The sequence below is a fragment of the Xanthomarina sp. GH4-25 genome, assembly GCF_045363175.1.
In the GTDB taxonomy this organism is placed as follows: domain Bacteria; phylum Bacteroidota; class Bacteroidia; order Flavobacteriales; family Flavobacteriaceae; genus Xanthomarina.
On record NZ_JBJFLO010000004.1, the window covers coordinates 309929 to 333992 of the forward strand.

Here is a 24064-nt window from a genome sequence, read left to right on the forward strand (position 1 = left end):
TGCGCTTTTACAAGCGAAAACCAAGACAATGCAATACCATTTCAACGAGATAGAAGCCAAATGGCAAAAATATTGGGCTGAGAACAAAACGTTTCAAGCCGTAAACCAGAGTGATAAGCCTAAATATTACGTGTTAGATATGTTTCCTTATCCAAGTGGAGCAGGACTGCATGTTGGACATCCACTAGGTTATATTGCTAGTGATATTTATGCGCGTTACAAACGGCATAAAGGTTTTAATGTGTTGCATCCTCAAGGTTATGATAGTTTTGGATTACCTGCTGAACAGTATGCCATTCAAACGGGTCAGCACCCAGCAATTACTACAGAAACAAATATTAAAACATACAGACGTCAGCTAGACCAGATTGGTTTTTCTTTCGATTGGTCTCGCGAAGTGCGAACGTCTGATCCAAGTTATTACAAATGGACCCAATGGATTTTTATCCAGTTATTTGAGTCTTGGTATAATAACGATTCAAATAAAGCGGAAGCTATAGAAACCTTGGTTTCAAAATTTGCTTCGGAAGGAAACACCCATGTGAATGCAGTTTGCGATGATAACATCGAAGACTTTACAGCCGAACAGTGGAATAGTTTTTCATCTGAAAAACAACAAGACATCTTATTACAATACAGATTAACGTATTTAGCTGAAACCGAAGTCAACTGGTGTCCTGCTTTAGGAACTGTTTTAGCAAACGATGAAATAGTCAATGGCGTTTCAGAACGTGGTGGGCACCCAGTAATTAGAAAAAAAATGACCCAATGGTCTATGCGAATTTCAGCTTATGCTGAACGTTTGCTTCAAGGTTTGGATACTATCGATTGGACAGATTCTTTAAAGGAAAGTCAGAGAAACTGGATTGGGAAATCGGTTGGAGCATCAGTCACTTTTAAAGTGCTTTCAAATGAAGAGTGTCATGCTGAGCTTGTCGAAGCATCTCATAAAATCGAAGTATTTACAACACGTCCTGACACCATTTTTGGAGTGAGTTTTATGACGCTAGCCCCAGAACACGAATTGGTTTCAGAAATCACGACTCCAGAACAAAAAGCTGAAGTTGAAGCTTACATTCAAGCCACTGCAAAACGTAGCGAACGCGATAGAATGGCAGATGTAAAAACCATTTCTGGTGTGTTTACAGGCGCGTATGCCGAACATCCATTTAGCAAAGAACCTATTCCAATCTGGATTGGCGATTATGTATTAGCTGGTTATGGAACAGGAGCCGTTATGTCGGTGCCTTGTGGTGACCAACGTGATTACGATTTTGCAAAACACTTCAATATTCCAATTCCTAATATTTTTGAAGGTGTAGATATTTCTGAAGAAGCACATACTGATAAAGACCATACCATCATTGCTAATTCCGATTTCTTAAACGGAATGAACTACAAAAAAGCCACCAAACGTGCTATTTTCGAATTAGAGCAATTAGGTCAAGGCGAAGGTAAAACCAATTACAGATTGCGTGATGCTGTGTTTTCTCGTCAAAGATATTGGGGAGAACCATTTCCAGTATATTACATCAATGGCAAACCACAAATGATTGATAAAGCCCACTTACCAATCCGTTTGCCAGACGTTGAAAAATATTTGCCTACCGAAACAGGCGAACCACCTTTAGGTCGTGCCGATGTTTGGGCTTGGTGTACAGAAACCCATTCGGTAGTTTCAAACGATAAGATAAATAATACAACAGTGTTTCCACTAGAACTAAACACCATGCCTGGTTGGGCTGGAAGTTCCTGGTATTTCTTTAGATACATGGATGCGCATAATGATCAGAAATTTGCAAGCGAAGATGCCTTGAAATACTGGGAAAATGTCGATTTATACATTGGAGGAAGCGAGCATGCTACAGGACATTTATTATACTCTCGTTTTTGGGTGAAATTCATGAAAGATAGAGGCTTTGTAAATGTAGAAGAACCTTTTAAAAAGCTCATTAACCAAGGGATGATTTTGGGTGAGAGTGCATTTTTTTTAACACTAGAATTGGATATAGAATCATTAGCAGAAAAAGGAATAGTTAATGTTGGTGCTTATGAAAGATTTATTGAAAAGCTACCTCCTATTATTATTTCGGCTAATAATCAAAAAAAGCAAGATGATTTTCTAAGCGTATCATTAATAACTACTGTTGAAATATTGTATGATGAATACAGTGAATTGAAAGATATATTTGAATATCATAATGATGAGAATTTGGATCTTAATGAATTAGATTTTTCTATTTGGACTAATAGAGTAGATGTATGTAATGTTGGTGTTTCAAACGAATTGTTGATTGATAATTTTTTAAATGATGAAAAGTATAAACAATTTTGGAACGCTAAATTCATCAAAGATGAAGGAAAATTAAAAGTTAAGCGCGAAGTCGAAAAAATGTCCAAATCCAAATACAATGTGGTCAATCCAGACAGTATTTGCGAGCAATATGGCGCAGACAGCTTACGTTTGTACGAAATGTTTTTAGGACCTCTTGAACAAGCAAAACCTTGGAATACAGCAGGAATTACAGGGGTTCATGGCTTTCTTAAAAAACTATGGAAATTGTATGTTGGAGAAAACGGACTTCATGTCAATAATTCAGAACCAACAAAAGACAATCTAAAAACGCTTCATAAAACCATTAAAAAAGTAGAAGAAGATATTGAGAATTTTTCTTTCAATACCTCAGTCTCTACCTTTATGATTGCCGTTAATGAGTTAACAGCTCAAAAATGTACAAGCAAACAAGTCTTAGAGCCTTTATTGGTTTTACTGTCGCCTTATGCACCACATATAGCTGAAGAATTATGGAGCAAATTAGGTCATAACGAGTCTATTTCAACAGCACCTTTCCCTAAGTTTGACGCCAGTCATTTAGTAGAAAGCTCTAAGAATTACCCCATTTCTTTTAATGGTAAAATGCGTTTTACTCTAGAATTACCAATGGATATGAGTAAAGACGAGATAGAAGCAGCAGTTATGTCTCACGAAAAAACCAAAGCACAATTACAAGGTCGCGAACCTAAAAAAGTAATTATTGTTCCTGGAAAGATTGTGAATATTGTTGGGTAACTTCTCGATACAATTTTTTCGTTCCTCAAAAATCACTCGAAGTATTGTAGATTGATATATAAAAAAGTCTTACCTAACTTCGAGTGATTTTCAGTTTTAAAAACTGAAAATAGTATCGAGAACATCCAAAACATAATATTTCGTATTTTAGAGGCTAAACACATATTATGAAATCTCTCTGGTTATTCATGTTTCTTGTTGCAAGCTTTTCAACAAATGCTCAAACCGAATCCTTGCAATTCCCACAAGATTTTTATGGCATCTATAAAGGCGATTTGCACATTGTAAATACGCGTGGCAGACAAACAATTCAAATGGAATTTCATTTAAATAAAACAGATTCCATTGGCAAACACCAATACATGTTGGTTTATATTATGAATGGCGATCGTCAGGAGCGCAAATACAATCTTATTGAAAAAGATGCCTCTAAAGGCGAATATATTGTAGACGAAAACAATGGCATTTTATTAGATGCTAAACTTATCGATGACACTATGTACAGCATGTTTGAAGTGCAAGACAACATTTTAACAACTACGGAACGTTTCTATAAAGACGCTATGGATTTTGAAATAACAGTTACCAACAAAACACAAAAGGTGATTACAGGAACAGAAGGAGAAGATGCTTCAGAGGTGGTTTCTTACCCTGTTTTTGCAGTCCAAAAAGCCCATCTTATAAAACAATAAACTGACAAAATTTCTTAACGAAAATTTGGCTTAGAATTTGCTATATTACAAGTAATTTTATCTTTTAAAACAAAATAAAAAATGATTGGATATTATATATTAATTGGAGCCATTGGGCTTGTAAGTTGGTTGGTAAGCAATAAGCTTAAAAAGAAATTTGCTTTCTACTCGAAAGTGCAATTACGTAATGGCATGAGTGGGAAAGAAATTGCCGAAAAAATGTTGGCAGATAATGGCATTACAGATGTTGAGGTTATTTCAACTCCTGGGCAACTTACAGACCATTACAATCCGAAAAACAAAACGGTAAACTTAAGTGAGTCTGTTTATAATCAACGAAATGCAGCTTCTGCAGCAGTAGCAGCTCACGAATGTGGTCATGCTGTACAACATGCCCAAGCTTATAGCTGGTTACAAATGCGTTCTACTTTAGTGCCTATGGTTAGTGTGACATCTGGAATGTCTCAATGGTTAATTATTGGAGGCTTGATTTTAGGTGGAGCAGCAGGTATTGGCCTAGGTTGGTATGTAGCCGTTTTAGGTGTTATTTTCATGGGAATGGCAACTGTATTTAGTTTTATTACACTCCCAGTAGAATATGATGCTAGTAATAGAGCTTTAGCATGGTTAAAAGCAAAGAATATGGTAACTCCTGAAGAATATAAAGGCTCAGAAGATGCGCTTAAATGGGCAGCAAGAACCTATTTAGTAGCTGCAATTGGAGCTTTAGCTTCATTATTATATTGGGCTTTGCAAGTTTTTGGTGGTAGTAGAGACTAATTAAAAGAATACATATTTTTAAACCGAATGCTTTTTATAAGGTGTTCGGTTTATTTTTTTTATTACATTTATCCAACTAAAAATACTACTTAATTAACTACTTATGGAAAATCAACCTCAAAATCCTTTTGAACCTACAGAAACAAAAGTCTTACTAGCGACACTATCTGAAACAGATAGAGTGGCCTTTTATAAAAAAACCTATGCACATGTGGCTGGAGGTGTTCTAGTTTTTATTTTATTTGAATATCTATTGCTTCAAAATGAAGCTATTGTGGATTTTGCATTATCGATGACGGAAGGATACAGATGGCTCATTATGTTAGGAGGTTTTATGTTTATAACCAACTATGCTGAAAGAATGACTATGAAATCGCCAGACAAGAACAAACAATACCTTGCTTTTGGTTTATACATTCTAGCCGAAGCATTTATTTTTGTACCACTAATTTATATTGCCGCTTATTATATGGAAGCTGGTCCAGACATGTTAAATCAGGCAGCTATTGTAACCTTAGCTTTGTTTACCGGTTTATCTGCCGTGGTGTTTGTAACTAAAAAAGACTTTTCGTTTTTAAAAACAGGCTTGACTATTGGATTCTTTATTGCTATAGGTTTGATTATAGCCGGAACTATTTTTGGATTCAATATGGGACTTTGGTTTTCTGTAGGCATGTGTTTATTAGCAGGAGGTTCTATCTTGTACCAAACATCTAACTTGGTGAATAAATATACAACAGAAGATTATATTCCAGCCGCTTTAGGTTTATTTGCATCTTTAATGCTCTTATTTTGGTATATCTTGAGCATTTTTATGTCTAGAGATTAAATTATAGAAAATTATATAATTAAGAAACTCCTGATTTCTCAGGAGTTTTTTTATATTTTAATCTGTCTATCTATTTGCTGATTTAAAGAGATAAAGGTTTCTGTTCTTGAAACTCCTTCTATAGATTGAATTTCTTTATTTAACAAGTGCATTAAATGCTCGTTGTCTTTACATAGTATTTTAATAAAAATACTCCAGTTTCCTGTGGTATAATGGCATTCCAAAACCTCAGGTATCTTTTTAAGTTGCTTAACAGCTTCTGGGTTGCTCATAGCTTTATCTAAATAGATACCTATAAACGCCATGGTAGTATAACCTAAAACTTTCGGATTAATAACAAATTTAGAACCAGAAATAATACCAGATTTTTCAAGCTTTCTCAAACGTTGATGTATAGCTGCTCCAGAAATACCCACTTGTCTAGCAATTTCTAAAATAGGTGTTCTGGCATCGCTCATTAAAGCACGAAGTATGGCTTTATCGATACCATCAATTTCAATATTTTGATTGACAACTTTCAAGTAATATGTTTATAAATTTAATGGATTATAACCTAAATAAGGCACCTCAGTTTCTTTAAACGTTATGCCATATGTTTCTAGTTCTTTTAAAATTGGGTCGTAAACCTCTTTAGTTATTGGCATTTGCACTCCAGGAGTCGTTATTTTTTCATTTAAAATAGCTAGAGTTGCAATTGCAACAGGCAAACCAACTGTTTTAGCCATAGCTGTATAAACCCTGTCTTCTCCCAATGTTACCATGGTAGCATCTATTTGATGCATCTTGCCATCTAGTTCATATCCAAACTTATGATACATAACTATCATGTCTTTTTCATGGTCATTAAGTGTCCAGCTTTCTTCTAAAATTTTCTGAAGTATTTGTGCAGGCGTTGCTTTTTTAAGTTCAACCATTTTTTTATTATTGAAAAGGTCGATTTCTAATAGCTTGTCCCAAACAATATCGTCTTGATCAATTTTTAAAGCATGTCTAAATTTAAGCTCCACAGAATCCGTTGGGCTGTAAGGTAAAAAGGCATTTACAAAATCACGATAGCTCATGTTTTCACTATCGTCAATGGTATATTCATCATCAGTCATTCCTAATTGAACAAACATATTCCAAGCACGAGAAAAGCCAACACGTCGCATAGTTCCACGATAAAGTGTTTTTACATTATCTAAACCATAAGCCGATTGATATTTTAATGAATCTCTATTAGCATATCCTTCAAATCTCCCATACCCTTCAACATCTAGAAATTCTGTTCTTCTAAAAAGGCGGTTATAAGGAATGTATTTATAAGTCCCTTCTTGTAAAAACTTTGCTGCACCACCTTGGCCAGCAACTACTACATTTCTTGGATTCCAAGTAAATTTATAATTCCATAAGTTGTTATCATCTTCAGGTGCTACGAGACCTCCTGTAAAAGACTCAAAGAGAATAATTTGGCCGCCTTTTTCACGAATTCTATCAATGACCTGCATGGCACTCATATGGTCAATTCCAGGATCGACACCAATTTCGTTCATAAAAATTAAGCCTTTATCTGTAGCCGCTTTATCAAGCTTTTGCATCTCTTCACTGATATAAGATGCCGTAACCATGTTTTTATTAAAACTAATACAGTCTTTTGCTACTTCAATATGAAATCTAGCAGGAAGCATAGAAATAACTATGTCTGAATTTTGGATTGCGTTTTGACGAGATTTTTTATCGAATACATCAAGCATAATAGCCTGAGCATTTTCGTGATCTCCTATAAGTTTTTTAGCATGAGTAAAATTGACATCGCCAACGATAATGAGTAAATCTTCTTGTTCTGATTTATCTAATAAATATTTTATGAGGTATGATGCAGATTTTCCAGCACCTATTACTAAAATCTTTCGCATATTGAGAATTGTTGAGTATTTTTGTAGCTACGAATGTAATAAATACTAAGTGCATTCGAAACTCTAAAAGTATTTTTATATGAACAAAAAAATATTAATCACTGCAACCATTCTAGGCATATTGAGTATTGTTTTAGGGGCATTTGCTGCTCATGGTTTAAAGGAGTTAATTTCTGAAGAAGCGCAACATACTTTTGAAACCGGAGTAAGATATCAAATGTATCACGCTATTTTCTTATTGTTTGTTGGCAGTACGTCTTTAATTAGCTTAAAAGCAAAAACGCGTATTTTTTATTTGGTTCTTATAGGGATATTGTTTTTCTCTGGATCTATTTACGGTTTGGCAACCAACCAACTTACTGGTTTCAATTTTAAAAGTATTGGATTTATAACACCAATAGGTGGTTTACTTTTAATTATTTCATGGATAATATTGTTAATAAACTTTTTAAAAATGAAGACTGATATTTCATAAAATTGATGCTTACTTTAAAATAAAATTATAATTTTGCACTATAAACAACACAAAAACAATTATGATAGATCATACTCAAGCATCTAATAAGATTTCACTAGAACCTTATGGAATAAAAAATGCCAAAGTACAATATCAATTATCCCCAAAACAACTTCATGACATTACGATTGCTAAAGGACAAGGTGTTGAAGCATCTTCTGGAGCCTTAGCTGTAAACACTGGAGAATTTACTGGAAGATCACCTAAAGATAGATTTATTGTAAAGGATTCTGTTACAGAAGATAAAGTATGGTGGGGAAATATAAACATCCCTTTTGAATCCGATAAATTTCAAAAATTATACGACAAGGTAACTGCTTACTTATCTGAAAAAGAAGTCTTTGTAAGAGATAGTTATGCTTGTGCAGACGAAAAATACAAACTAAATATTCGTGTAATTAATGAATATCCTTGGAGTAACATGTTTGCTTCAAACATGTTTTTAAGACCAACTGAAGCTGAGTTAAAAGACTTTACTCCAGAGTGGACGATAGTCAATGCACCAGGATTTATGGCAGATCCTGATGTTGACGGAACAAGGCAGCACAATTTTGCTATTTTAGATTTTAGTAGAAAGATTGCCTTAATTGGAGGAACTGGATATACAGGAGAAATTAAAAAAGGTATTTTTTCTGCTTTAAACTTTATTTTACCTGTTTTTAAAAATACCTTACCAATGCACTGTAGTGCTAATGTTGGAGAAAAAGGAGATACAGCTATTTTCTTTGGTCTTTCTGGTACTGGAAAAACAACGCTTTCAGCAGATCCAGAACGTAGGTTAATTGGAGATGATGAACATGGTTGGACAAACGAAAACACCGTTTTTAATTTTGAAGGTGGGTGTTATGCGAAAGTTATTAATCTTTCTGAAGAAAATGAACCAGATATTTATAATGCCATTAAACCAGGAGCAATTCTTGAGAATGTGATTATGAATGATAAAGGAGAGGTTCAATTTGAGGACACTTCAATTACTCAAAACACAAGAGTAAGTTACCCAATAGAACATATTAACAACATACAAGTCCCTTCTATAGGCAAAAACCCTAAGAATATTTTCTTTTTAACGGCAGATGCTTTTGGTGTGTTGCCTCCTATTTCTAGATTATCTCCTGGACAAGCAGCCTATCATTTTATTTCTGGTTATACAGCTAAAGTAGCTGGAACTGAAGCAGGAATAGATGAGCCGTTACCAAGTTTTTCGGCTTGTTTTGGAGCGCCATTTATGCCGTTGCATCCAACAAAGTATGCTGAAATGTTAAGCGCTAAAATGAAAGCTTCAGGGGTGAATGTTTGGTTGATTAATACAGGTTGGACTGGTGGTCCTTATGGAGTAGGAAGTAGAATAAAATTAAAATATACTAGAGCCATGATTAGTGCTGCTCTTAATGGTGATTTAGATGAAGTTACCGATGAAACATATAGAACACATTCTGTTTTTGGTTTAAAACAACCTAGAACTTGTCCTGGGGTTCCAGACGACGTATTAAGTTCTAGATTAACATGGAATGACGATGAAGGATACTATAAAGCAGCTTATAAATTATCGGATTCTTTTAGAGAAAACTTTAAAAAATTTGAAGAGTATGCCAACGAAGAAATTCTAGCTGGCGCTCCAAACGTTAAATAAGGTATTATTTAAAGTATTTTAAAGTCAGCTATATAGCTGACTTTTTTTTTGGTTTTAATTTAATTATAGCGTAATTTTATAGCCATAACTCAAAAAATATATTATGAAAAAAACTACTTATATTCTAGCAATTTTTATTGCTTCTTTTATCAACCTTCAGTCTCAAACTGTTGTGTTAAACCCTGTTTCTGCAACAACAACTTTTACGCCCGTTGCAGGCACACAATTGGTTAACACATACAACGGAGTAGGGTTAGTGACATTTCCAAGTATGACATCAGATCATACTGCAACAGATAATGCAGGAAATTGTTTAGTTGCTAATTCAATTACTGGGACTATTGACTTTGATTTAGGAGGAACCTTTCCTGTTAATGGAATTTATTTCTGGAATCAAAATGCAGGAGGACCATCAACCGATACAGGTGTGAATGGCGTGAATTTTTATGCATCTACAGATGGAGTAAATTATACTCTTATACCTGGAGCACCAACATCCATACAAGAAGTTGTTACTTTTTTATCTCCACCAGAGACATTTACTTTTAGTAACGTTTTTGCAGCATTTATTCGTATGGAGGTATTATCAAATCATGGTGATGCATCCGAATCAGGTTTTGCGGAAATAGCATTCTCTTACGATTCTTCTACATTAGGGATAGAAACAACCCAGACTGTAGATTTTACAATGTATCCAAACCCTGCTTCAAATAGAGTTGTTGTGTCTTCTAATTTAGAAAATGCAACTGTTGAAATTTACAATATTACAGGGAAGCGTATAATGGATAGAAAACTAAATTTTGGTGAGAATCGAATCAATGTTTCTGAATTAGCTTCAGGTGTTTATATTGCAAGGTTTGTAACTGAAAACAAAGTAGACACTAAGAAATTAATTATTAAATAATTAATTTTAGAACAAGTATAAAAAAAAGAGCGACTTAATTAAGTCGCTCTTTTTTTATGAATATATGTCAAAGAAAATATTATTTCTTTTTATTAGTATCGTTAATATATTTCTGTAAAGCCATCGTCATGGAAGGTGTTTCAGGAGTTGGTGCTGCTATATCAACACGTAAACCTTTTGCTTCAGCTGCCTTTATAGTGGTGTTTCCAAAAACAGCGATACGTGTATCGTTTTGTTTGAAATCTGGAAAATTATGGAATAAAGAGTCTATTCCAGAAGGACTGAAAAACACTAGAATGTCATAATATACATTAGCCAAATCAGATAAATCACTTATGACAGTTCTGTAAAACACGGCTTTTTTCCAATTAACATTTAAGTCGTTTAAAATAGCTGGAACTTCAGGTTTTAGTTTGTCAGTTGTAGGTAATAAAAAGGTTTCGTCTTTATATTTTTTAATTAATGGAGATAGCTCGGCAAAGTTTCTTTTACCAACATAAATTTTACGTTTTCTATAAACAACATATTTTTGTAAGTAATATGCAACAGCCTCCGATTGGCAAAAATATTTCATAGAATCAGGAACCTTAAAGCGCATTTCTTCTGCTACTCTAAAAAAATGATCTACAGCATTTCTGCTAGTTAAAACAATAGCAGAATAATTTTTTAAATCTACTTTTTGTAATCTAATTTCTTTAGCATCAACTCCCTCAACATGAATAAATGGTCTAAAGTCTATTTTAACTTTTTGCTTCTCTTGAAGATCAAAGTAAGGCGAATTTTCTATTTTAGGTTCTGGTTGAGACACTAAAATTGTTTTCACTTTCATAGGCTAAGAATGTTTTAAACTTTATTTTCAACAATAACCTTATATAATATAATGTAAGGTCCAATTTCAAGAGCGCAAAGATATAAAATAAAATAGAAAAACTCTCTTTTTATCAAATTAACATTTGATTTAAAAGACGTTACCAAACCTATAACGTTTATTGTTAAAAGTAGAAAAATAACACTGACTATTATATATTTATTTGGTGTGATACTATATAAAAGAAAAACATTTATTGGTGTTAAAACAATTCCTAAAAAATTCTTATAACTTGTTTTCTGAAAAAGATATTTGTCTATTAAATTATCTATATTAAATACACTTCCAATAAGCCTTTCTATTAGGACTTTAATTAAAACAAAAATACCTATTCCAACAACTAAATTAATTATAAAGATACTAGAAATACTTACATCTTCATGAAATGTATTGTACCCTATAAAGCTAAAAATAGAGACTGAAAAAATTAAATTTAAAAACAATAGCCCATCAAACAAATCTAAAAACTTTTGGTCTCTAGAATAAATTTTTAAATAACTAGAATTAATTAATATAGAGGCAAAATGATTGAATCTTTTTTCAAATAACAATTTTGCTATTGCAACAAAAATTAAGCTTATTACAATTAATATAACAAATAAATCGTTTGAAGTTTCTGGACGTAACATGATGTAAAATTATCATAAAAAATATTACTTATTTCATATTTTTTAAGGAATATTTAAAAAACTATCTCTTTTAAATAGTTTACATTTGTTAAAATTAAATGCTTTTAATGAAGGATGCCATTGTCATTATTCCAACCTATAATGAAATAGAAAATATTGAAGCTATTATTAAAGCTGTATTTTCTCAAAAAAAAGCATTTCATGTTTTAGTGGTTGACGATAATTCTCCAGATTTAACAGCATTAAAAGTTAAGGAGTTGCAAGATAGTTTTCCAAGTAAATTATTTTTGTTACAACGTGAGTTAAAAACAGGATTAGGTTCTGCATATATTGATGCCTTCAAGTGGTGCTTACAAAAAGATTATGAATATATTTTTGAGATGGATGCCGATTTTTCGCATGATCCAAACGATTTAATAAAACTCTATAACGCTTGTTATATAGACCAAGCAGATATAGCTATTGGGTCTAGATATATTAAAGGAGTGAATGTTGTTAATTGGCCTATGAGTCGAATTTTACTCTCTTATTTTGCATCGAAGTATGTAAGATTTATTACCAGAATGAAAATTGAAGACACAACAGCTGGATTTATTTGTTACAAAAGAATTGTGCTAGAAACCATTAATTTAGATAACATTGAATTTGTTGGTTATGCTTTTCAAATAGAAATGAAGTTTAAAGCCTATTTGAAAAAGTTTCATATTGTCGAAGTTCCGGTTATTTTTACAGATAGAAAAAAAGGAAAATCTAAAATGAGTGGAGGCATTATTTCAGAAGCCATTTTTGGAGTTATTAAAATGAAGATAAAGAGTTTTTTCAATAGAAAATAAATATGAGCACACTACTTATAAAGAACGCTAAAATAGTAAATGAAGGTCATGTTTTTGAAGGCGATATTTTAGTTGAAAACGACATTATAAAAGAGATTTCTAGCTCTATAAGTGCCAAAACATCGAGTGTACAAATCATTGATGCCGAAGGCAACTATGTCATCCCAGGAGTTATTGACGATCAAGTGCATTTTAGAGAGCCTGGATTGACACATAAAGCCAATATTGAATCTGAATCTAAAGCTGCAATTGCTGGTGGGATTACATCTTATATTGAGATGCCAAATACCAACCCACAAACAACAACTATTGAGGCTTTAAACGATAAATTTAAAATTGCTTCTGAAACCTCTTTTGCTAATTATTCGTTTATGTTCGGTGGGACAAACGATAATCTAGATGAAATTTTAAAAGTGAATCCTAAAGAGGTTGCTGGTTTAAAATTATTTTTAGGCTCATCTACTGGAAATATGCTTGTGGATAATCCTGAAATTTTAGAAAAAATATTTTCGAGTACAGACATGATTATTTCTGTGCATTGTGAAGATGAAGCTACCATAAAAGCCAATTTAGAGACCTATAAAAAAGAATATGGCGATGATATTCCAATAAAGCTTCACCCACATATTAGAAGTGATAAAGCGTGTTATATTTCATCATCTAAAGCCATAGAGTTAGCCAAAAAAACTGGAGCCAGATTGCATGTGTTTCATCTTTCAACTGGAATTGAAACCAAGCTATTTACCAATAAAATTCCTTTAAAAGATAAAAAAATAACAGCTGAAGTTTGTGTGCATCATTTATGGTTTTCAGAAGAAGATTATGAGACAAAAGGCACTTTCATAAAATGGAATCCGGCTGTTAAAACAACAAAAGACAGAGAAGAGCTTTGGAAGGCACTTTTAGATGGACGAATCGACGTTTTAGCAACAGACCATGCACCACACACACTCGAAGAAAAAAAGCAAGTTTACACCAAAGCACCTTCTGGAGGGCCTTTAGTGCAACATGCCTTAGTGGCTATGTTAGAGACACACCATAAAGGAAAAATTTCTTTAGAAAAACTTGTCGAAAAAATGTGCCATAATCCAGCTATTTTATTTCAAATTGAAAAAAGAGGATTTATTAAAGAAGGTTTTTTTGCAGATCTTGTTATTGTTAATTTAAATAAACCTTGGACAGTTAATAATCAAAACATCATGTATAAATGTGGTTGGTCGCCTTTCGAAGGAATGACATTTAAATCTAGAGTAACACACACCATACTAAATGGGCATGTAGTTTATGAAAATTCTAGGCTTAGTACTAGCAAACATGGAAAACGATTAACCTTTAATAGATGAAATATAACTTAATCTACATAATTATTATTAGTTTTTTTATCTCTTGTACTAGCGTTAATAAGCCTAAAAAACCCAAAAACTTAATTTCTAAAGAGCAGATGGTAAACGTCTTATTAGATATGTCTTTATTATCTTCTGCAAAAGGAATTAATAAGTCGAAGCTTGAGAACAACGGCATAATTCCAGAGAGCTTTATCTTTAATAAGCACCAAATAGATAGCTTGCAATTTGCAGAAAGTAATAGATACTACACCTATCATTTAAAGGAATATCAAGATATTATTACAAAGGTAGAAGACAGTCTAAAGAAATTAAGAGAAGACTATAGTAAACTTGTAGAAAAAGAAGAAAAAGAAACAAGGAAAAATGACTCAATTAGAAGGGCAGAGCAAAAAAATAAAAGTAAAATATCAAAAAATATTAAATCTTTAAAAAATACAGACTAGTATTTGTGTTCTTTTAAATAAACTTTTGAAACCTCTTTAATACTGCTTTCTATGGGCTTAAAATTAAAACTCAAAAATTGATTTATTTTACTATTATTATAAATAGATTTCGTTTCTAAAGTATTTGCTAACTGCTTGCTTAAGCTTCTTCGTTTTCCAGTTATTTTACAATATAACCAATCAAGTCTCCAACCTATCTGCAATAATAAGGAGTTGGCTTTTTTTGTTGGTGGTTCTACATCTAAAGCCTTAGCAATGCACTCTGTAAATTTTTTATATTCCCAGTTTTCTGAAACTAAAATAAAACGTTCGTTTTGGATATTGCTTTCTAATAACTGAATCATACAGGTTACAACATCAAATACATCAACACAACCAACTATTCCGGTTGTGTAATATGTTAACCCGTTTGCTACTTGCATAAAAATATTTCCGCTACCATAACGCCAAATACCGGGGCCAACAATCACGCCAGGATTAACAATAACAGCGTCTAACCCCTCTTGTGTCCCTCTCCAAACCTCTAATTCTGCACCATATTTTGTAATGCCATATGCACTGTTGTCGGCTTCTGGATTCCAAAGTGTATCCTCGTCTATCTCCTTATTATTACTTGCACGTCCCAATGCAGCAACAGAACTTACATAACACAATTTTTTAACTGCATGTGTAATGCATAGATTAACAATATTAGCGGTTCCTTCAATATTAGTTTTTCTAAGTAAATAATATTTGTTAGGTTCTAAAGAAACAAAAGCTGCACAATGATATACGTATGAGACATCTATAAAAGCTTCGGTGAGTAAAGGGATATCTAATAAATCGGCTTGAACCCATTCAATCTTATTGAAAAGAGCATCAGGATCATCACTATAATAAGCAAACACTTTTTTAACAATAGCTAGCTTTTTTTCATTCCTATAAATGGCTTTTACAGGTTTATTTTTTTTAACTAGTTCATACAATAAATGCGAGCCAACCAAACCAGTACCTCCAGTAACTAATATCATGAAACTAAGTTAAAGAATTATTAATAAAGAGACAGTAATCAATCATTGATTTTTATCTTTGCCCAAATTAAATGATAAAAACTGAAATAATGGCCAATAAATTTGTTGATGATTTACGTTGGAGAGGTATGGTTCATGATATCATGCCCGGAACAGAAGACCAATTAAGTAAAGAGAGTACAACGGCGTATATAGGCTTCGATCCAACTTCAGATTCTTTACATATTGGAAGTTTGGTTCCTATTATACTCTTGGTACATCTTGAAAAAGCTGGACATAAGCCAATGGCTTTAGTTGGTGGAGCAACAGGAATGATTGGAGATCCTTCTGGAAAAAGTGATGAGCGAAACCTTTTAAATGAAGAAACCTTAAATAAAAATGTTGCAGGTATAAAAAGGGTGCTTTCTCGTTTTTTGGATTTTAATTCAAATGCAGCAAATGCACCTGTTTTAGTGAATAATTACGATTGGATGAAAAACTTTTCATTCATAGATTTCGCTAGAGATGTTGGGAAGCGAATAACCGTAAATTACATGATGTCCAAGGACTCGGTTAAAAAACGTTTTTCTGGAGACGAAGGAAGTGTTGGAATGTCTTTTACAGAATTTACATATCAATTAATTCAAGGTTACGATTTTTACTATTTACACAAAAACTACAATTGTTTATTGCAAATGGGAGGAAGTGATCAATGGGGAAACATTACCACTGGAACCGAATTGGTAAGACGCATGAATGTTGGAGAAGAAGCAAAAGCTTTTGCCATGACTTGCCCGTTAATTACTAAAGCAGATGGTTCTAAATTTGGTAAAAGTGAAGGAGGCAATATCTGGTTGGATACTGATAAAACCTCGGTCTATAAATTTTACCAGTTTTGGTTGAATACAAGTGATGAAGATGCCGAGAAATACATTAAAATATTTACCTTTTTAGATAAGAAAATCATTACTGCTTTAATTGAAGAGCATAAAAACATGCCTCATTTACGTTTGTTACAAAAGCGCTTAGCTGAGGAAGTAACAACTTTTGTGCATTCTAAAGAAGATTTTGAAAATGCTGAGAAAGCATCAAATATTCTGTTTAGTAAATCGTTTAAAGAAGATATTAAAACGTTAGATGAAGCCACTTTTTTAGATGTTTTTGAAGGTGTTCCACAAGCTGAAATTTCGCAAGAAGACATACATGAAGGATTAGACATGATTGCAGCACTTTCTGCTAAAACAAATTTCTTAGCATCAAATAGTGAGGCTAGAAGAGCTTTAAAAGAAAATGCTGTTTCAGTTAATAAAGAAAAAGTAACTGAAGATTACAAATTAACTTCTGAAGATTTAATTAATAACAAATATATCATCCTTAATAAAGGGAAGAAAAACACGTATATTGTTAAAGTAAGTTAATAGAAGACGCCTGATTAAAAAATCAGGCGTTTTCTTTAAAAATCAACTATAACCATTTTCTCTTTTTCAGAGTTTTAAAATAGTCGGTTAATAAATTAAATACTTACAAAGCCATTAAGTTACAACCTCGAATATCAGAGTTATCAAATCTTCCAATAATTTCAAAAGTTCCATTATTATAAACACGACCTAAATCTTGGGTTGCAATAAACGCACAAGAATTTACATTTGCTAAATCAATAATATTGATGCCTCCTGTTTTATTATTGTCTAGAATAGTTAAAGCATCTTCGGTATCTCGAACAAAAACCTTCATGGTTCTAGAACATTCAAAAACACCATTGCCTTTGGAGTACGCCTGACTTAATAATTCGGTCATACCATATTCACTATGGATTTGTTCTACACCAAAACCTTCTTTTAAAATGGAATGAAGTTCTTCTCTAACCAATTCTTTTCGTCTGCCTTTCATCCCACCAGTTTCCATAACAAGCGTGTTTCTTAATTGAAATTGATGGATTTCCACCAAATCTAAAAGTGCAAAACTGACACCAATTAACAGTGCTTTCTCATTGTTAGCTTCTAACTGAATTAAAGTCTCTTTTAAGTCGGAAAGGTTATCTAAATAAAACCCGCTTTTAGGTTTTTTGGATTGTTTTATTAATGAGTCAACCATATATATTAAAGAAGAGCCATCACGTTCTAAATAGCTTGGCAATAATGCTAAAATAGTGTAGTCTTCAATGTTTCCATAAAACTGTTTAAAACCATTGTTAAAACTCTTTTCATAGATGTTTAAATCGGTTACATGATGTTTACTCGTTGTGCTTCCTGTTGTGCCGGAACTAGAAAATGTTTTTAGAATAGCATCATTTGTACTAATAATATGATGAGTTTTAAAAAACTGAATAGGAAGAAATGGAATGTCTTTTAAAGATTGAATATCACTCGGGTTTTTATAAAGTAAATCACAAAAAGAACGATAGACAGCATTATGCTCAAATTGAAATTTGAAGATGTTTAAAGCCAACTTTTCAAAGTCTTTTTCGTTATCTGTTTTAAAAATGTCTATTGAATCTATCATTTAATATATGGTCTCAAACAAAAGTAAATAAAATAAAAAAAGCGTTACCAATTTTGATAACGCTTTTAAAAAGTATTTAAAAAAGGAACTTATCTAACTACTAATTTTTTAGTAATAGAATTTCCATTTTGAGATATATTCATTATATAAACACCAGCAGTTAAAGTAGAAACATTAAGTCTGTTATTGTTTATAGTATTTTTTAAAACTTGCTTTCCAAGAATATCAAAAACAGCTACTTGAATAGTATCATTTGTTTTACTAGAAATGTTTACAAATCCTGTTGAAGTTGGATTAGGATATATTACAAATTCTGAAATGTTATTTTGAATAACTGAAAGTGTTGGGTTAAAACTACAGCTTGGTAAAGTAATAGCATTGTTGTCTCCTACCCAATTAGACGGATTTATTAAAGCAGTTCTAATCTGAGCTATAGTGCCAGTTGTTGTAGAGCAATCATAATAAGCATTATCAAACTCAGGATCGATAGCTAATGAAAAACCAATTAAGGATGTAGGTTGTGCAGAGGTGTTAGAGCTTGTTGCATCTGCTTCCCATGGACCATTCATTTGGATACCAGCATAAAAACCTGTTTCATTTCCTGCAGAAGGAACATTGCTAGGATTGTATGCAAACAATTGATCTCCAGAAGTAGATAAAGCTAAGCCACTTGCAGTAATAGTTCCAATGTTAACTGTTCCACTGGCATCTGTTACAATAATTTCTGATCCAGCATTAACAATTGTTCCTGGAGAAGTCCAAGTTGCTGTGCCTTCATTAGCTCTAAATCCCCCAGCAGCTAACCAACCATTATCTGTAAATTCAATAGTTGTGTTTGCAGGAATATCTACTAATGCTACAAATGAAAAACTGTCAGGAGTATCTGATTGATATCCAGTAAAAGCGATGTCTCCAGTTGCTAATTGAGCATTCATTGTCAAGGTAAAAAGTGTAAATAATAAAAAGTAAATGTGTTTCATAGAATAAGTTTTGGGTTAAAAATTTTAAAATTAGCAGCAAATATATTACAAAAAAAAGACTAGCATGTTGCTAGTCTTTTTTAAATTTTAAGAAAACATCTAATTACCTAACCACTAATTTTTTAGTGATTGAATTTCCGTTTTGAGATATTTTCATAATATAAACACCAGTTGTTAATGTAGAAACATTAAGTCTGTTGTTGTTTAAAGTATTTGTTAATACTTGTTTTCCAAGAATATCAAATACAGATACTTGGATCGTGTCATTTGTTTTACTAGAAATGTTTACAAAACCTGTTGAAGTTGGGTTTGGATATACACTAAACTCATTTAATTCAAAAGAAGATGTAGATAAAGTAACATCACTTAATGACCGAGCACTTACTTGTGGAGCTCCACCAAATTCAGCTACAATTGCTACCATAGAGATAGCTCCAGAAGGAATTGTTTCTCCAATATAATCAGTACCACTAAATGGTCTAAATACCATTGGTCCACCAGATGTATCGCTAATATCATAGTTTGTTACTGAAAAAGTTCCACCAGCATCAGCAAAAGTAGTGTTGTCAATTTGTACTAATTCAGACTCATATGGTTCCCAATCTGTAAGTAAATCATTAATAGTTACAACTTGTGGTGTTATTGTAGCACCTGTTGTAACAGAAGCATCAACAGAAGGAATAAATTGTAGAACACCTCCAAAGGCACCTAATTTTCCAACAAGACCACTCATTCCATCACCAATTGCAAAGCTTGTTGATATTACTCCTGGAGCATCATCAATTAGGATTGCTGAATTACTGCTGTCTTGAATGTATTTTTGGTTTCTATTTGTTCTTGTAAAAGTAACCGTAGGAGTATTCATTATTTGATAAAATTCTCCAATAGTACCAGTTCTTAATTCTGTTAAATCTGCTACTTGAGTTGGTACAACTACATCAAAAGTTACAGATGTAGAAACTGGGTCTGGTAAAGGTTGGTGACTGTTGTCTACCAATTCTAAAACTAAAGTATGAGTACCTGCACTTAAACCAGTTAAGTTAATAGGATCTGTATTGTATATCATAGTTGGGCTACCAGCACCATCTAAATAATAATGTAAGTGACCGTCAATTCCAGCGCCTGGATTCCCAACCACAAAATTTTGAACACTAAAGTTTATATCAACATCAGCACTTGGAATAGTTTCACCATCAGTAGGAGATGTAATACTTAAAGTTGGAACAGCACCTGCTTCTTGGAAGAAAGATAAATCGTCCCAATAAACTACAGCACCTGAATATGTTCTAACTTCAAAATAAAATTCATTTGCAGTAGCTGGAGCAGTCACAGTAACAGAATACTCTGTCCAAACGTTTCCGTTATTGTCAAAATATGCATTACCTGGGCCCTGTAATACTGCAGCATCAGTCGTGTGGTCTAAAGCACCATCCATAGCCCATTTAGACCAAATTCTAGCGTCATCACCATCTCCTGTGCCTGCTTCAACTTTATACCATAAAGATAAAGTATAAGATGTTCCAGGTACAATACCAGTAATAGTTTGACCTAAATCGCTAGTTCCACCTGTATGTTTAGCAGAATAAAGTCCCGTATGAAACTCTGAAGCTTCTTGATCAACCGACTCAATATGAGTAAAACCAGTTGGCGTATTTGCATCATCCCAAGAGTCAAAACTACCATTAACTAGTAATTCCTGCCCATAGGAAAGAGTTGCAATAAATGTAAATAATAAAAAGTAAATTTTTTTCATGATTAATTGTTTATATATAAAAATTAGGATAACAAATATAAGGAGATTTTAGCGTTTTAGCTAAAAAATGAAATCAATTAAATGTTTTTTTACAATTATATAACATTCATAACCATTACTTAACAATAAGTTTCCTTGTAGCTGTTGTGTTATTCTCGGTGATTTTAATGATGTAAATTCCTGTTTTTAGTTTTGAAATATTTAACTCATTTTGATATAGCGAAACTGAAAGAATTTTTTTTCCTAAAACATTAAATATTTCAATTTTCTTTAAAGCATATTCTGAAGTGGTAATATAAATTTTACCTTGACTTACAGGATTTGGATATATGGTAAGGTTTTCAATGTTAGAATCTGCTGGTTTAACAACATCATTTGACTGACTATACCCTTTAAAACTTGCCAATCCCATTAAAAAAAATAATAGAAATATGTAATTCTTTTTCATAAAATGAAAGTTTAACTAAATTTAAAAAAAAAGACAACATTTAAACCAAAAAAAGTGTTAAACATTTCAAATAAAAATAGCAATGTTAATTCTATGTCACTATCAAGTTACTTTAACGTTAATTGTTTTTGTTATGAACTTCAATCTTTGCTAAAATGTTATATTTACGTTTTGAAAGTAAACCATATTGTAAATGACTGAAAAGGATATTAAAATACTTCTGGTTGATGATGAACCAGACATCTTAGAAATTATTGGATATAATTTATCTAATGAAGGGTATCAAGTTATCACTGCAGAAAATGGTGTAAAAGCTGTTAAAAAAGCCAAAAAAGAGAAACCACAATTGATTATTCTAGATGTGATGATGCCAGAAATGGATGGTATTGAAGCATGTGAGAATATTAGAAAAATTCCAGAATTAAAAGATACCATTATCACTTTTCTTACTGCTAGAGGAGAAGATTATTCGCAAGTTGCTGGATTTGATGCAGGAGCAGACGATTATATTACAAAACCTATAAAACCAAAAGTTTTAATTAGTAAAGTGAAAGCTTTGTTAAGGCGTTTAAAAGAAACGGAACAAAACGACTCTATTGTGCAAATTGGAAATCTAATTATTAATAGAGAAGAATATAAAATAACTTTAAAAAACGAAGAAATTCTTTTGCCTAGAAAAGAATTTGAATTACTTTTTTTATTAGCATCTAAACCTGGTAAAGTTTTTAAAAGAGAAGAAATTCTTGATAAAGTCTGGGGAAATGAAGTTGTAGTAGGTGGGAGAACCATAGATGTTCATATTAGAAAACTTCGTGAAAAAATAGGAGACGACTCCTTTAAAACAGTCAAAGGGGTTGGGTATAAGTTTGTAGAATAATGCAAAAAATAAAAAAAACATACAAATTTGCTATTAAAACAGCATGCTACATTTCTATAGTTCTTACACTCTTTTTGAGTGTTTTTTTATATGTAATAGAAAAACTGAATGTCTATGTACTTCTCTTTGGTATACTATGCTATATAATTTGTTTTTTTATTATTCAATATCGGGTTGAGCGATTTATTTACAGACGTGTTAAAAAAATCTACGACGATTTAACTCTATTAGAATCTACTTCATTGACAAAACAGCCTATAACTACAGACATGGCTACATTAACTAAAGAGATAGATAAATATGCTAAGGACAAAAAGTTAGAAATTGAAACCTTGAAAATTAGGGAAGAGTACCGGAAAGAATTTATTGGTAATGTCTCTCATGAATTAAAGACACCATTGTTTACGGTTCAAGGGTATTTGTTAACATTAATAGATGGAGCTATTCACGACGAAAAAATAAGAGAAAAGTATTTAAACAGAGCTAATAAGGGCGTTGAAAGACTTATTTATATTGTAAAAGATTTAGATATGATCACCAAGTTTGAAGCTGGTGATTTAAGATTAAACATTACATCCTTCGATATTGTAGAATTGATTAAAAGTGTCTTCGATCTTCTTGAAATGAAAGCTTCCAAGAAAAAAATTACCTTAACATTCGATGTAAACTACAACAAACCTATTCTGGTAAATGCAGATATTGAGCGTATTCAACAAGTTTTAACAAACCTGATTGTAAACTCAATAAAATATGGTAGAGAAAAAGGAACAACTGAAATTAGTATAGAAAACCTGATTAAAAATAAAGTAATCGTAAGAATTACAGATAATGGGGAAGGCATTGATAAAGCAAATTTAGCCAGAGTATTTGAACGTTTTTATCGTGTTGATAAAAGTGGTTCTAGAAAAGAAGGTGGTTCTGGTTTAGGTTTATCCATTGTGAAGCATATTATTGAAGCACACGACGAAAAAATATATATTGAAAGTGAATATGGTGTAGGTAGCGAATTTTCATTTAGTCTTGAAAAGACTGAATAGTTTGCTGTAGTTAGCATGATATTCAAAATCACTTAATCCGTTATATTTAGAAGCTGTTTCTAGCTTAGATAAACTAAAATATTCTTGCTTACAACTTGGAACTAATTTTTGATAATCTAATCTTTTGGCTAGATATTCTTGTTCAAACTGTCCTGGAGTGGGAATAAAAAAGGCTTGTTTTCCTAATTTTGCTAAATCCATAATCGTTGTGTATCCAGATCTTGAAATAATGAGTTTGCTTTCGCTTAAAGAGGTCTCTAAAAGACTACTCGTCATAAAATTATAAAGAGTTAAATTGTCAATTTTCTCAATGGTTTGAAGCTCTTCAACAACCCCTCTTACAAATAAAACTGTACCTGAAAAGTGTTTTAGTTCTTCCAATAATTTCTCCTCAAGTAAGGTTCGCTGTGGTTCAGGACCAGAAAGCAATACCATAAGATCGTTCTTTATTGGAGTGTCTTTTCTTGAAAAGCGACTTAAAGGACCGATATATTTAATTAAAATATCTTCAGTATTTACATGACTCAATTCTCCACTTAAATTTGGAGTTTCTTGAACATCTGGAACCCAACACTCATTAAATTTTTTTATAAATTCTAAATGCAACTTAGTGCTTATCCATGTGGTAGAGCCGCTTAAAACTTGTAACTGATGTGTTATAAAAACACTAGGAATAGAACTATTATAAGCACCAAACCTGTTATCTGAAATAATCCCATGGATGTTTTTGGATTCAATAAGTTGCTTTATCGCTTTTTTTTCGGCTCTTACAACTTTCAATAATTTTGGGGCATGTAGTAATAATTTCAGTTTGAATACATGTCTGTTTTTTGCGTAGGTTACATTGTAAGCAGGAAGTTCAAGATGTTCTAAATCTGGAAATTCTTTTTTCAAAAGCTCCAAAGCCATGCCATCGCTTGCAATTACTGGAGTTAACTTGTTTTCAATTAAAGCATTAATAATTGGAATGCACCTAGTAGCATGACCCAATCCCCAATTCAAAGGCGCAACTAAAATTCGTTTGTTCATATCTGTAAAAACA

General features: G+C 32.3%; 23 protein-coding genes. 13 read left to right on the top strand and 10 right to left on the bottom strand.

Translation table 11 applies throughout. The annotated features are described in order from the left end of the window. The first annotated feature begins 28 nt into the window (after window positions 1–28). The 4 genes from ACI5KZ_RS07740 (at window position 29) to ACI5KZ_RS07755 (ending at window position 5371) form a co-directional block, all read left to right on the top strand. Complete coding sequence (locus ACI5KZ_RS07740; protein WP_406847356.1) at window positions 29–3070, top strand: leucine--tRNA ligase; 3042 nt, start codon at window positions 29–31, stop codon at window positions 3068–3070. A 167-nt stretch (window positions 3071–3237) separates the two neighbouring features. Continuing rightward, window positions 3238–3762, top strand: coding sequence for a hypothetical protein (locus tag ACI5KZ_RS07745; RefSeq protein ID WP_406847357.1), 525 nt, complete (start codon window positions 3238–3240; stop codon window positions 3760–3762). An 81-nt stretch (window positions 3763–3843) separates the two neighbouring features. Then, window positions 3844–4542, top strand: coding sequence for a zinc metallopeptidase (locus ACI5KZ_RS07750; protein WP_109308405.1), 699 nt, complete (start codon window positions 3844–3846; stop codon window positions 4540–4542). A gap of 103 nt (window positions 4543–4645) precedes the next feature. Next, window positions 4646–5371, top strand: a complete 726-nt coding sequence (locus ACI5KZ_RS07755) for a Bax inhibitor-1 family protein (RefSeq protein ID WP_406847358.1) — start codon at window positions 4646–4648, stop codon at window positions 5369–5371. A gap of 50 nt (window positions 5372–5421) precedes the next feature. On the opposite strand, the gene ACI5KZ_RS07760 is transcribed toward ACI5KZ_RS07755, so the two are convergent. Both ACI5KZ_RS07760 and ACI5KZ_RS07765 read right to left on the bottom strand, forming a co-directional pair. Continuing rightward, entirely contained in the window at window positions 5422–5892 is a 471-nt protein-coding gene (locus tag ACI5KZ_RS07760) for an Lrp/AsnC ligand binding domain-containing protein (protein WP_109308407.1), read from the bottom strand. A 9-nt stretch (window positions 5893–5901) separates the two neighbouring features. Further along, window positions 5902–7266 carry a saccharopine dehydrogenase family protein gene (locus ACI5KZ_RS07765; RefSeq protein WP_109308408.1) on the bottom strand — a complete coding sequence of 455 codons (1365 nt, stop codon included), beginning with the start codon at window positions 7264–7266 and terminating at the stop codon, window positions 5902–5904. A gap of 79 nt (window positions 7267–7345) precedes the next feature. Here ACI5KZ_RS07765 and ACI5KZ_RS07770 point away from each other — a divergent pair, with 79 nt between their 5' ends. The 3 genes from ACI5KZ_RS07770 (at window position 7346) to ACI5KZ_RS07780 (ending at window position 10317) form a co-directional block, all read left to right on the top strand. Further along, window positions 7346–7741 (top strand): DUF423 domain-containing protein, encoded by a 396-nt coding sequence (locus tag ACI5KZ_RS07770; protein ID WP_109308409.1) that lies wholly within the window; start codon window positions 7346–7348, stop codon window positions 7739–7741. 61 nt (window positions 7742–7802) lie between these two features. Continuing rightward, window positions 7803–9413 carry a phosphoenolpyruvate carboxykinase (ATP) gene (gene pckA, locus ACI5KZ_RS07775; protein WP_109308410.1) on the top strand — a complete coding sequence of 537 codons (1611 nt, stop codon included), beginning with the start codon at window positions 7803–7805 and terminating at the stop codon, window positions 9411–9413. 103 nt (window positions 9414–9516) lie between these two features. Continuing rightward, window positions 9517–10317, top strand: coding sequence for a T9SS type A sorting domain-containing protein (locus ACI5KZ_RS07780; protein WP_109308411.1), 801 nt, complete (start codon window positions 9517–9519; stop codon window positions 10315–10317). 79 nt (window positions 10318–10396) lie between these two features. Here the strand turns inward: ACI5KZ_RS07780 and ACI5KZ_RS07785 are convergent, their stop codons facing one another. Both ACI5KZ_RS07785 and ACI5KZ_RS07790 read right to left on the bottom strand, forming a co-directional pair. Next, entirely contained in the window at window positions 10397–11146 is a 750-nt protein-coding gene (locus tag ACI5KZ_RS07785; RefSeq protein ID WP_109308412.1) for a uroporphyrinogen-III synthase, read from the bottom strand. A 14-nt stretch (window positions 11147–11160) separates the two neighbouring features. After that, complete coding sequence (locus ACI5KZ_RS07790) at window positions 11161–11814, bottom strand: DUF4271 domain-containing protein (RefSeq protein ID WP_406847359.1); 654 nt, start codon at window positions 11812–11814, stop codon at window positions 11161–11163. Window positions 11815–11921: 107 nt separating this feature from the next. Between ACI5KZ_RS07790 and ACI5KZ_RS07795 the strand changes: the two genes are divergently transcribed. Genes ACI5KZ_RS07795 through ACI5KZ_RS07805 form a run of 3 tightly spaced genes read left to right on the top strand, consistent with a single transcriptional unit; the run spans window position 11922 to window position 14436 of the window. Further along, the gene (locus ACI5KZ_RS07795; RefSeq protein WP_109308414.1) at window positions 11922–12647 is read left to right on the top strand and encodes a polyprenol monophosphomannose synthase; all 726 of its coding nucleotides are present in this window, start codon (window positions 11922–11924) and stop codon (window positions 12645–12647) included. A gap of 2 nt (window positions 12648–12649) precedes the next feature. Beyond that, window positions 12650–13990, top strand: a complete 1341-nt coding sequence (locus ACI5KZ_RS07800) for a dihydroorotase (protein WP_406847360.1) — start codon at window positions 12650–12652, stop codon at window positions 13988–13990. Beyond that, window positions 13987–14436, top strand: coding sequence for a DUF4296 domain-containing protein (locus ACI5KZ_RS07805; protein ID WP_406847361.1), 450 nt, complete (start codon window positions 13987–13989; stop codon window positions 14434–14436). The genes ACI5KZ_RS07800 and ACI5KZ_RS07805 overlap by 4 nt, the downstream gene beginning before the upstream one ends. On the opposite strand, the gene ACI5KZ_RS07810 is transcribed toward ACI5KZ_RS07805, so the two are convergent. Further along, window positions 14433–15446: an NAD-dependent epimerase/dehydratase family protein gene (locus ACI5KZ_RS07810; protein WP_406847362.1), complete on the bottom strand. Its 1014-nt coding sequence runs from the start codon at window positions 15444–15446 to the stop codon at window positions 14433–14435. The two genes, ACI5KZ_RS07805 and ACI5KZ_RS07810, sit on opposite strands and share 4 nt — an antisense overlap. A gap of 89 nt (window positions 15447–15535) precedes the next feature. Between ACI5KZ_RS07810 and tyrS the strand changes: the two genes are divergently transcribed. Then, window positions 15536–16843 (top strand): tyrosine--tRNA ligase, encoded by a 1308-nt coding sequence (tyrS, locus tag ACI5KZ_RS07815; protein ID WP_406847363.1) that lies wholly within the window; start codon window positions 15536–15538, stop codon window positions 16841–16843. A 103-nt stretch (window positions 16844–16946) separates the two neighbouring features. Here the strand turns inward: tyrS and ACI5KZ_RS07820 are convergent, their stop codons facing one another. The 4 genes from ACI5KZ_RS07820 to ACI5KZ_RS07835 all read right to left on the bottom strand — a co-directional run bounded on the left by ACI5KZ_RS07820 (window position 16947) and on the right by ACI5KZ_RS07835 (window position 21108). After that, window positions 16947–17927: an acyl transferase gene (locus ACI5KZ_RS07820; protein WP_109308418.1), complete on the bottom strand. Its 981-nt coding sequence runs from the start codon at window positions 17925–17927 to the stop codon at window positions 16947–16949. An 89-nt stretch (window positions 17928–18016) separates the two neighbouring features. Then, window positions 18017–18907, bottom strand: coding sequence for a T9SS type A sorting domain-containing protein (locus ACI5KZ_RS07825; protein ID WP_406847364.1), 891 nt, complete (start codon window positions 18905–18907; stop codon window positions 18017–18019). A gap of 103 nt (window positions 18908–19010) precedes the next feature. Then, complete coding sequence (locus tag ACI5KZ_RS07830; RefSeq protein WP_109308420.1) at window positions 19011–20660, bottom strand: T9SS type A sorting domain-containing protein; 1650 nt, start codon at window positions 20658–20660, stop codon at window positions 19011–19013. A 115-nt stretch (window positions 20661–20775) separates the two neighbouring features. Beyond that, window positions 20776–21108 (bottom strand): T9SS type A sorting domain-containing protein, encoded by a 333-nt coding sequence (locus tag ACI5KZ_RS07835; RefSeq protein ID WP_406847365.1) that lies wholly within the window; start codon window positions 21106–21108, stop codon window positions 20776–20778. Window positions 21109–21301: 193 nt separating this feature from the next. Here ACI5KZ_RS07835 and ACI5KZ_RS07840 point away from each other — a divergent pair, with 193 nt between their 5' ends. Both ACI5KZ_RS07840 and ACI5KZ_RS07845 read left to right on the top strand, forming a co-directional pair. Further along, a complete protein-coding gene (locus ACI5KZ_RS07840; RefSeq protein ID WP_109308422.1) occupies window positions 21302–21985 on the top strand; it encodes a response regulator in 684 nt (227 codons plus the stop codon). Then, entirely contained in the window at window positions 21985–23022 is a 1038-nt protein-coding gene (locus ACI5KZ_RS07845) for an ATP-binding protein (RefSeq protein ID WP_109308423.1), read from the top strand. Before ACI5KZ_RS07840 ends, ACI5KZ_RS07845 begins: the two co-directional genes overlap by 1 nt. Here the strand turns inward: ACI5KZ_RS07845 and ACI5KZ_RS07850 are convergent. After that, window positions 22996–24051 carry a glycosyltransferase gene (locus tag ACI5KZ_RS07850; protein ID WP_406847366.1) on the bottom strand — a complete coding sequence of 352 codons (1056 nt, stop codon included), beginning with the start codon at window positions 24049–24051 and terminating at the stop codon, window positions 22996–22998. The two genes, ACI5KZ_RS07845 and ACI5KZ_RS07850, sit on opposite strands and share 27 nt — an antisense overlap. Between the last annotated feature and the right edge of the window lie 13 nt (window positions 24052–24064).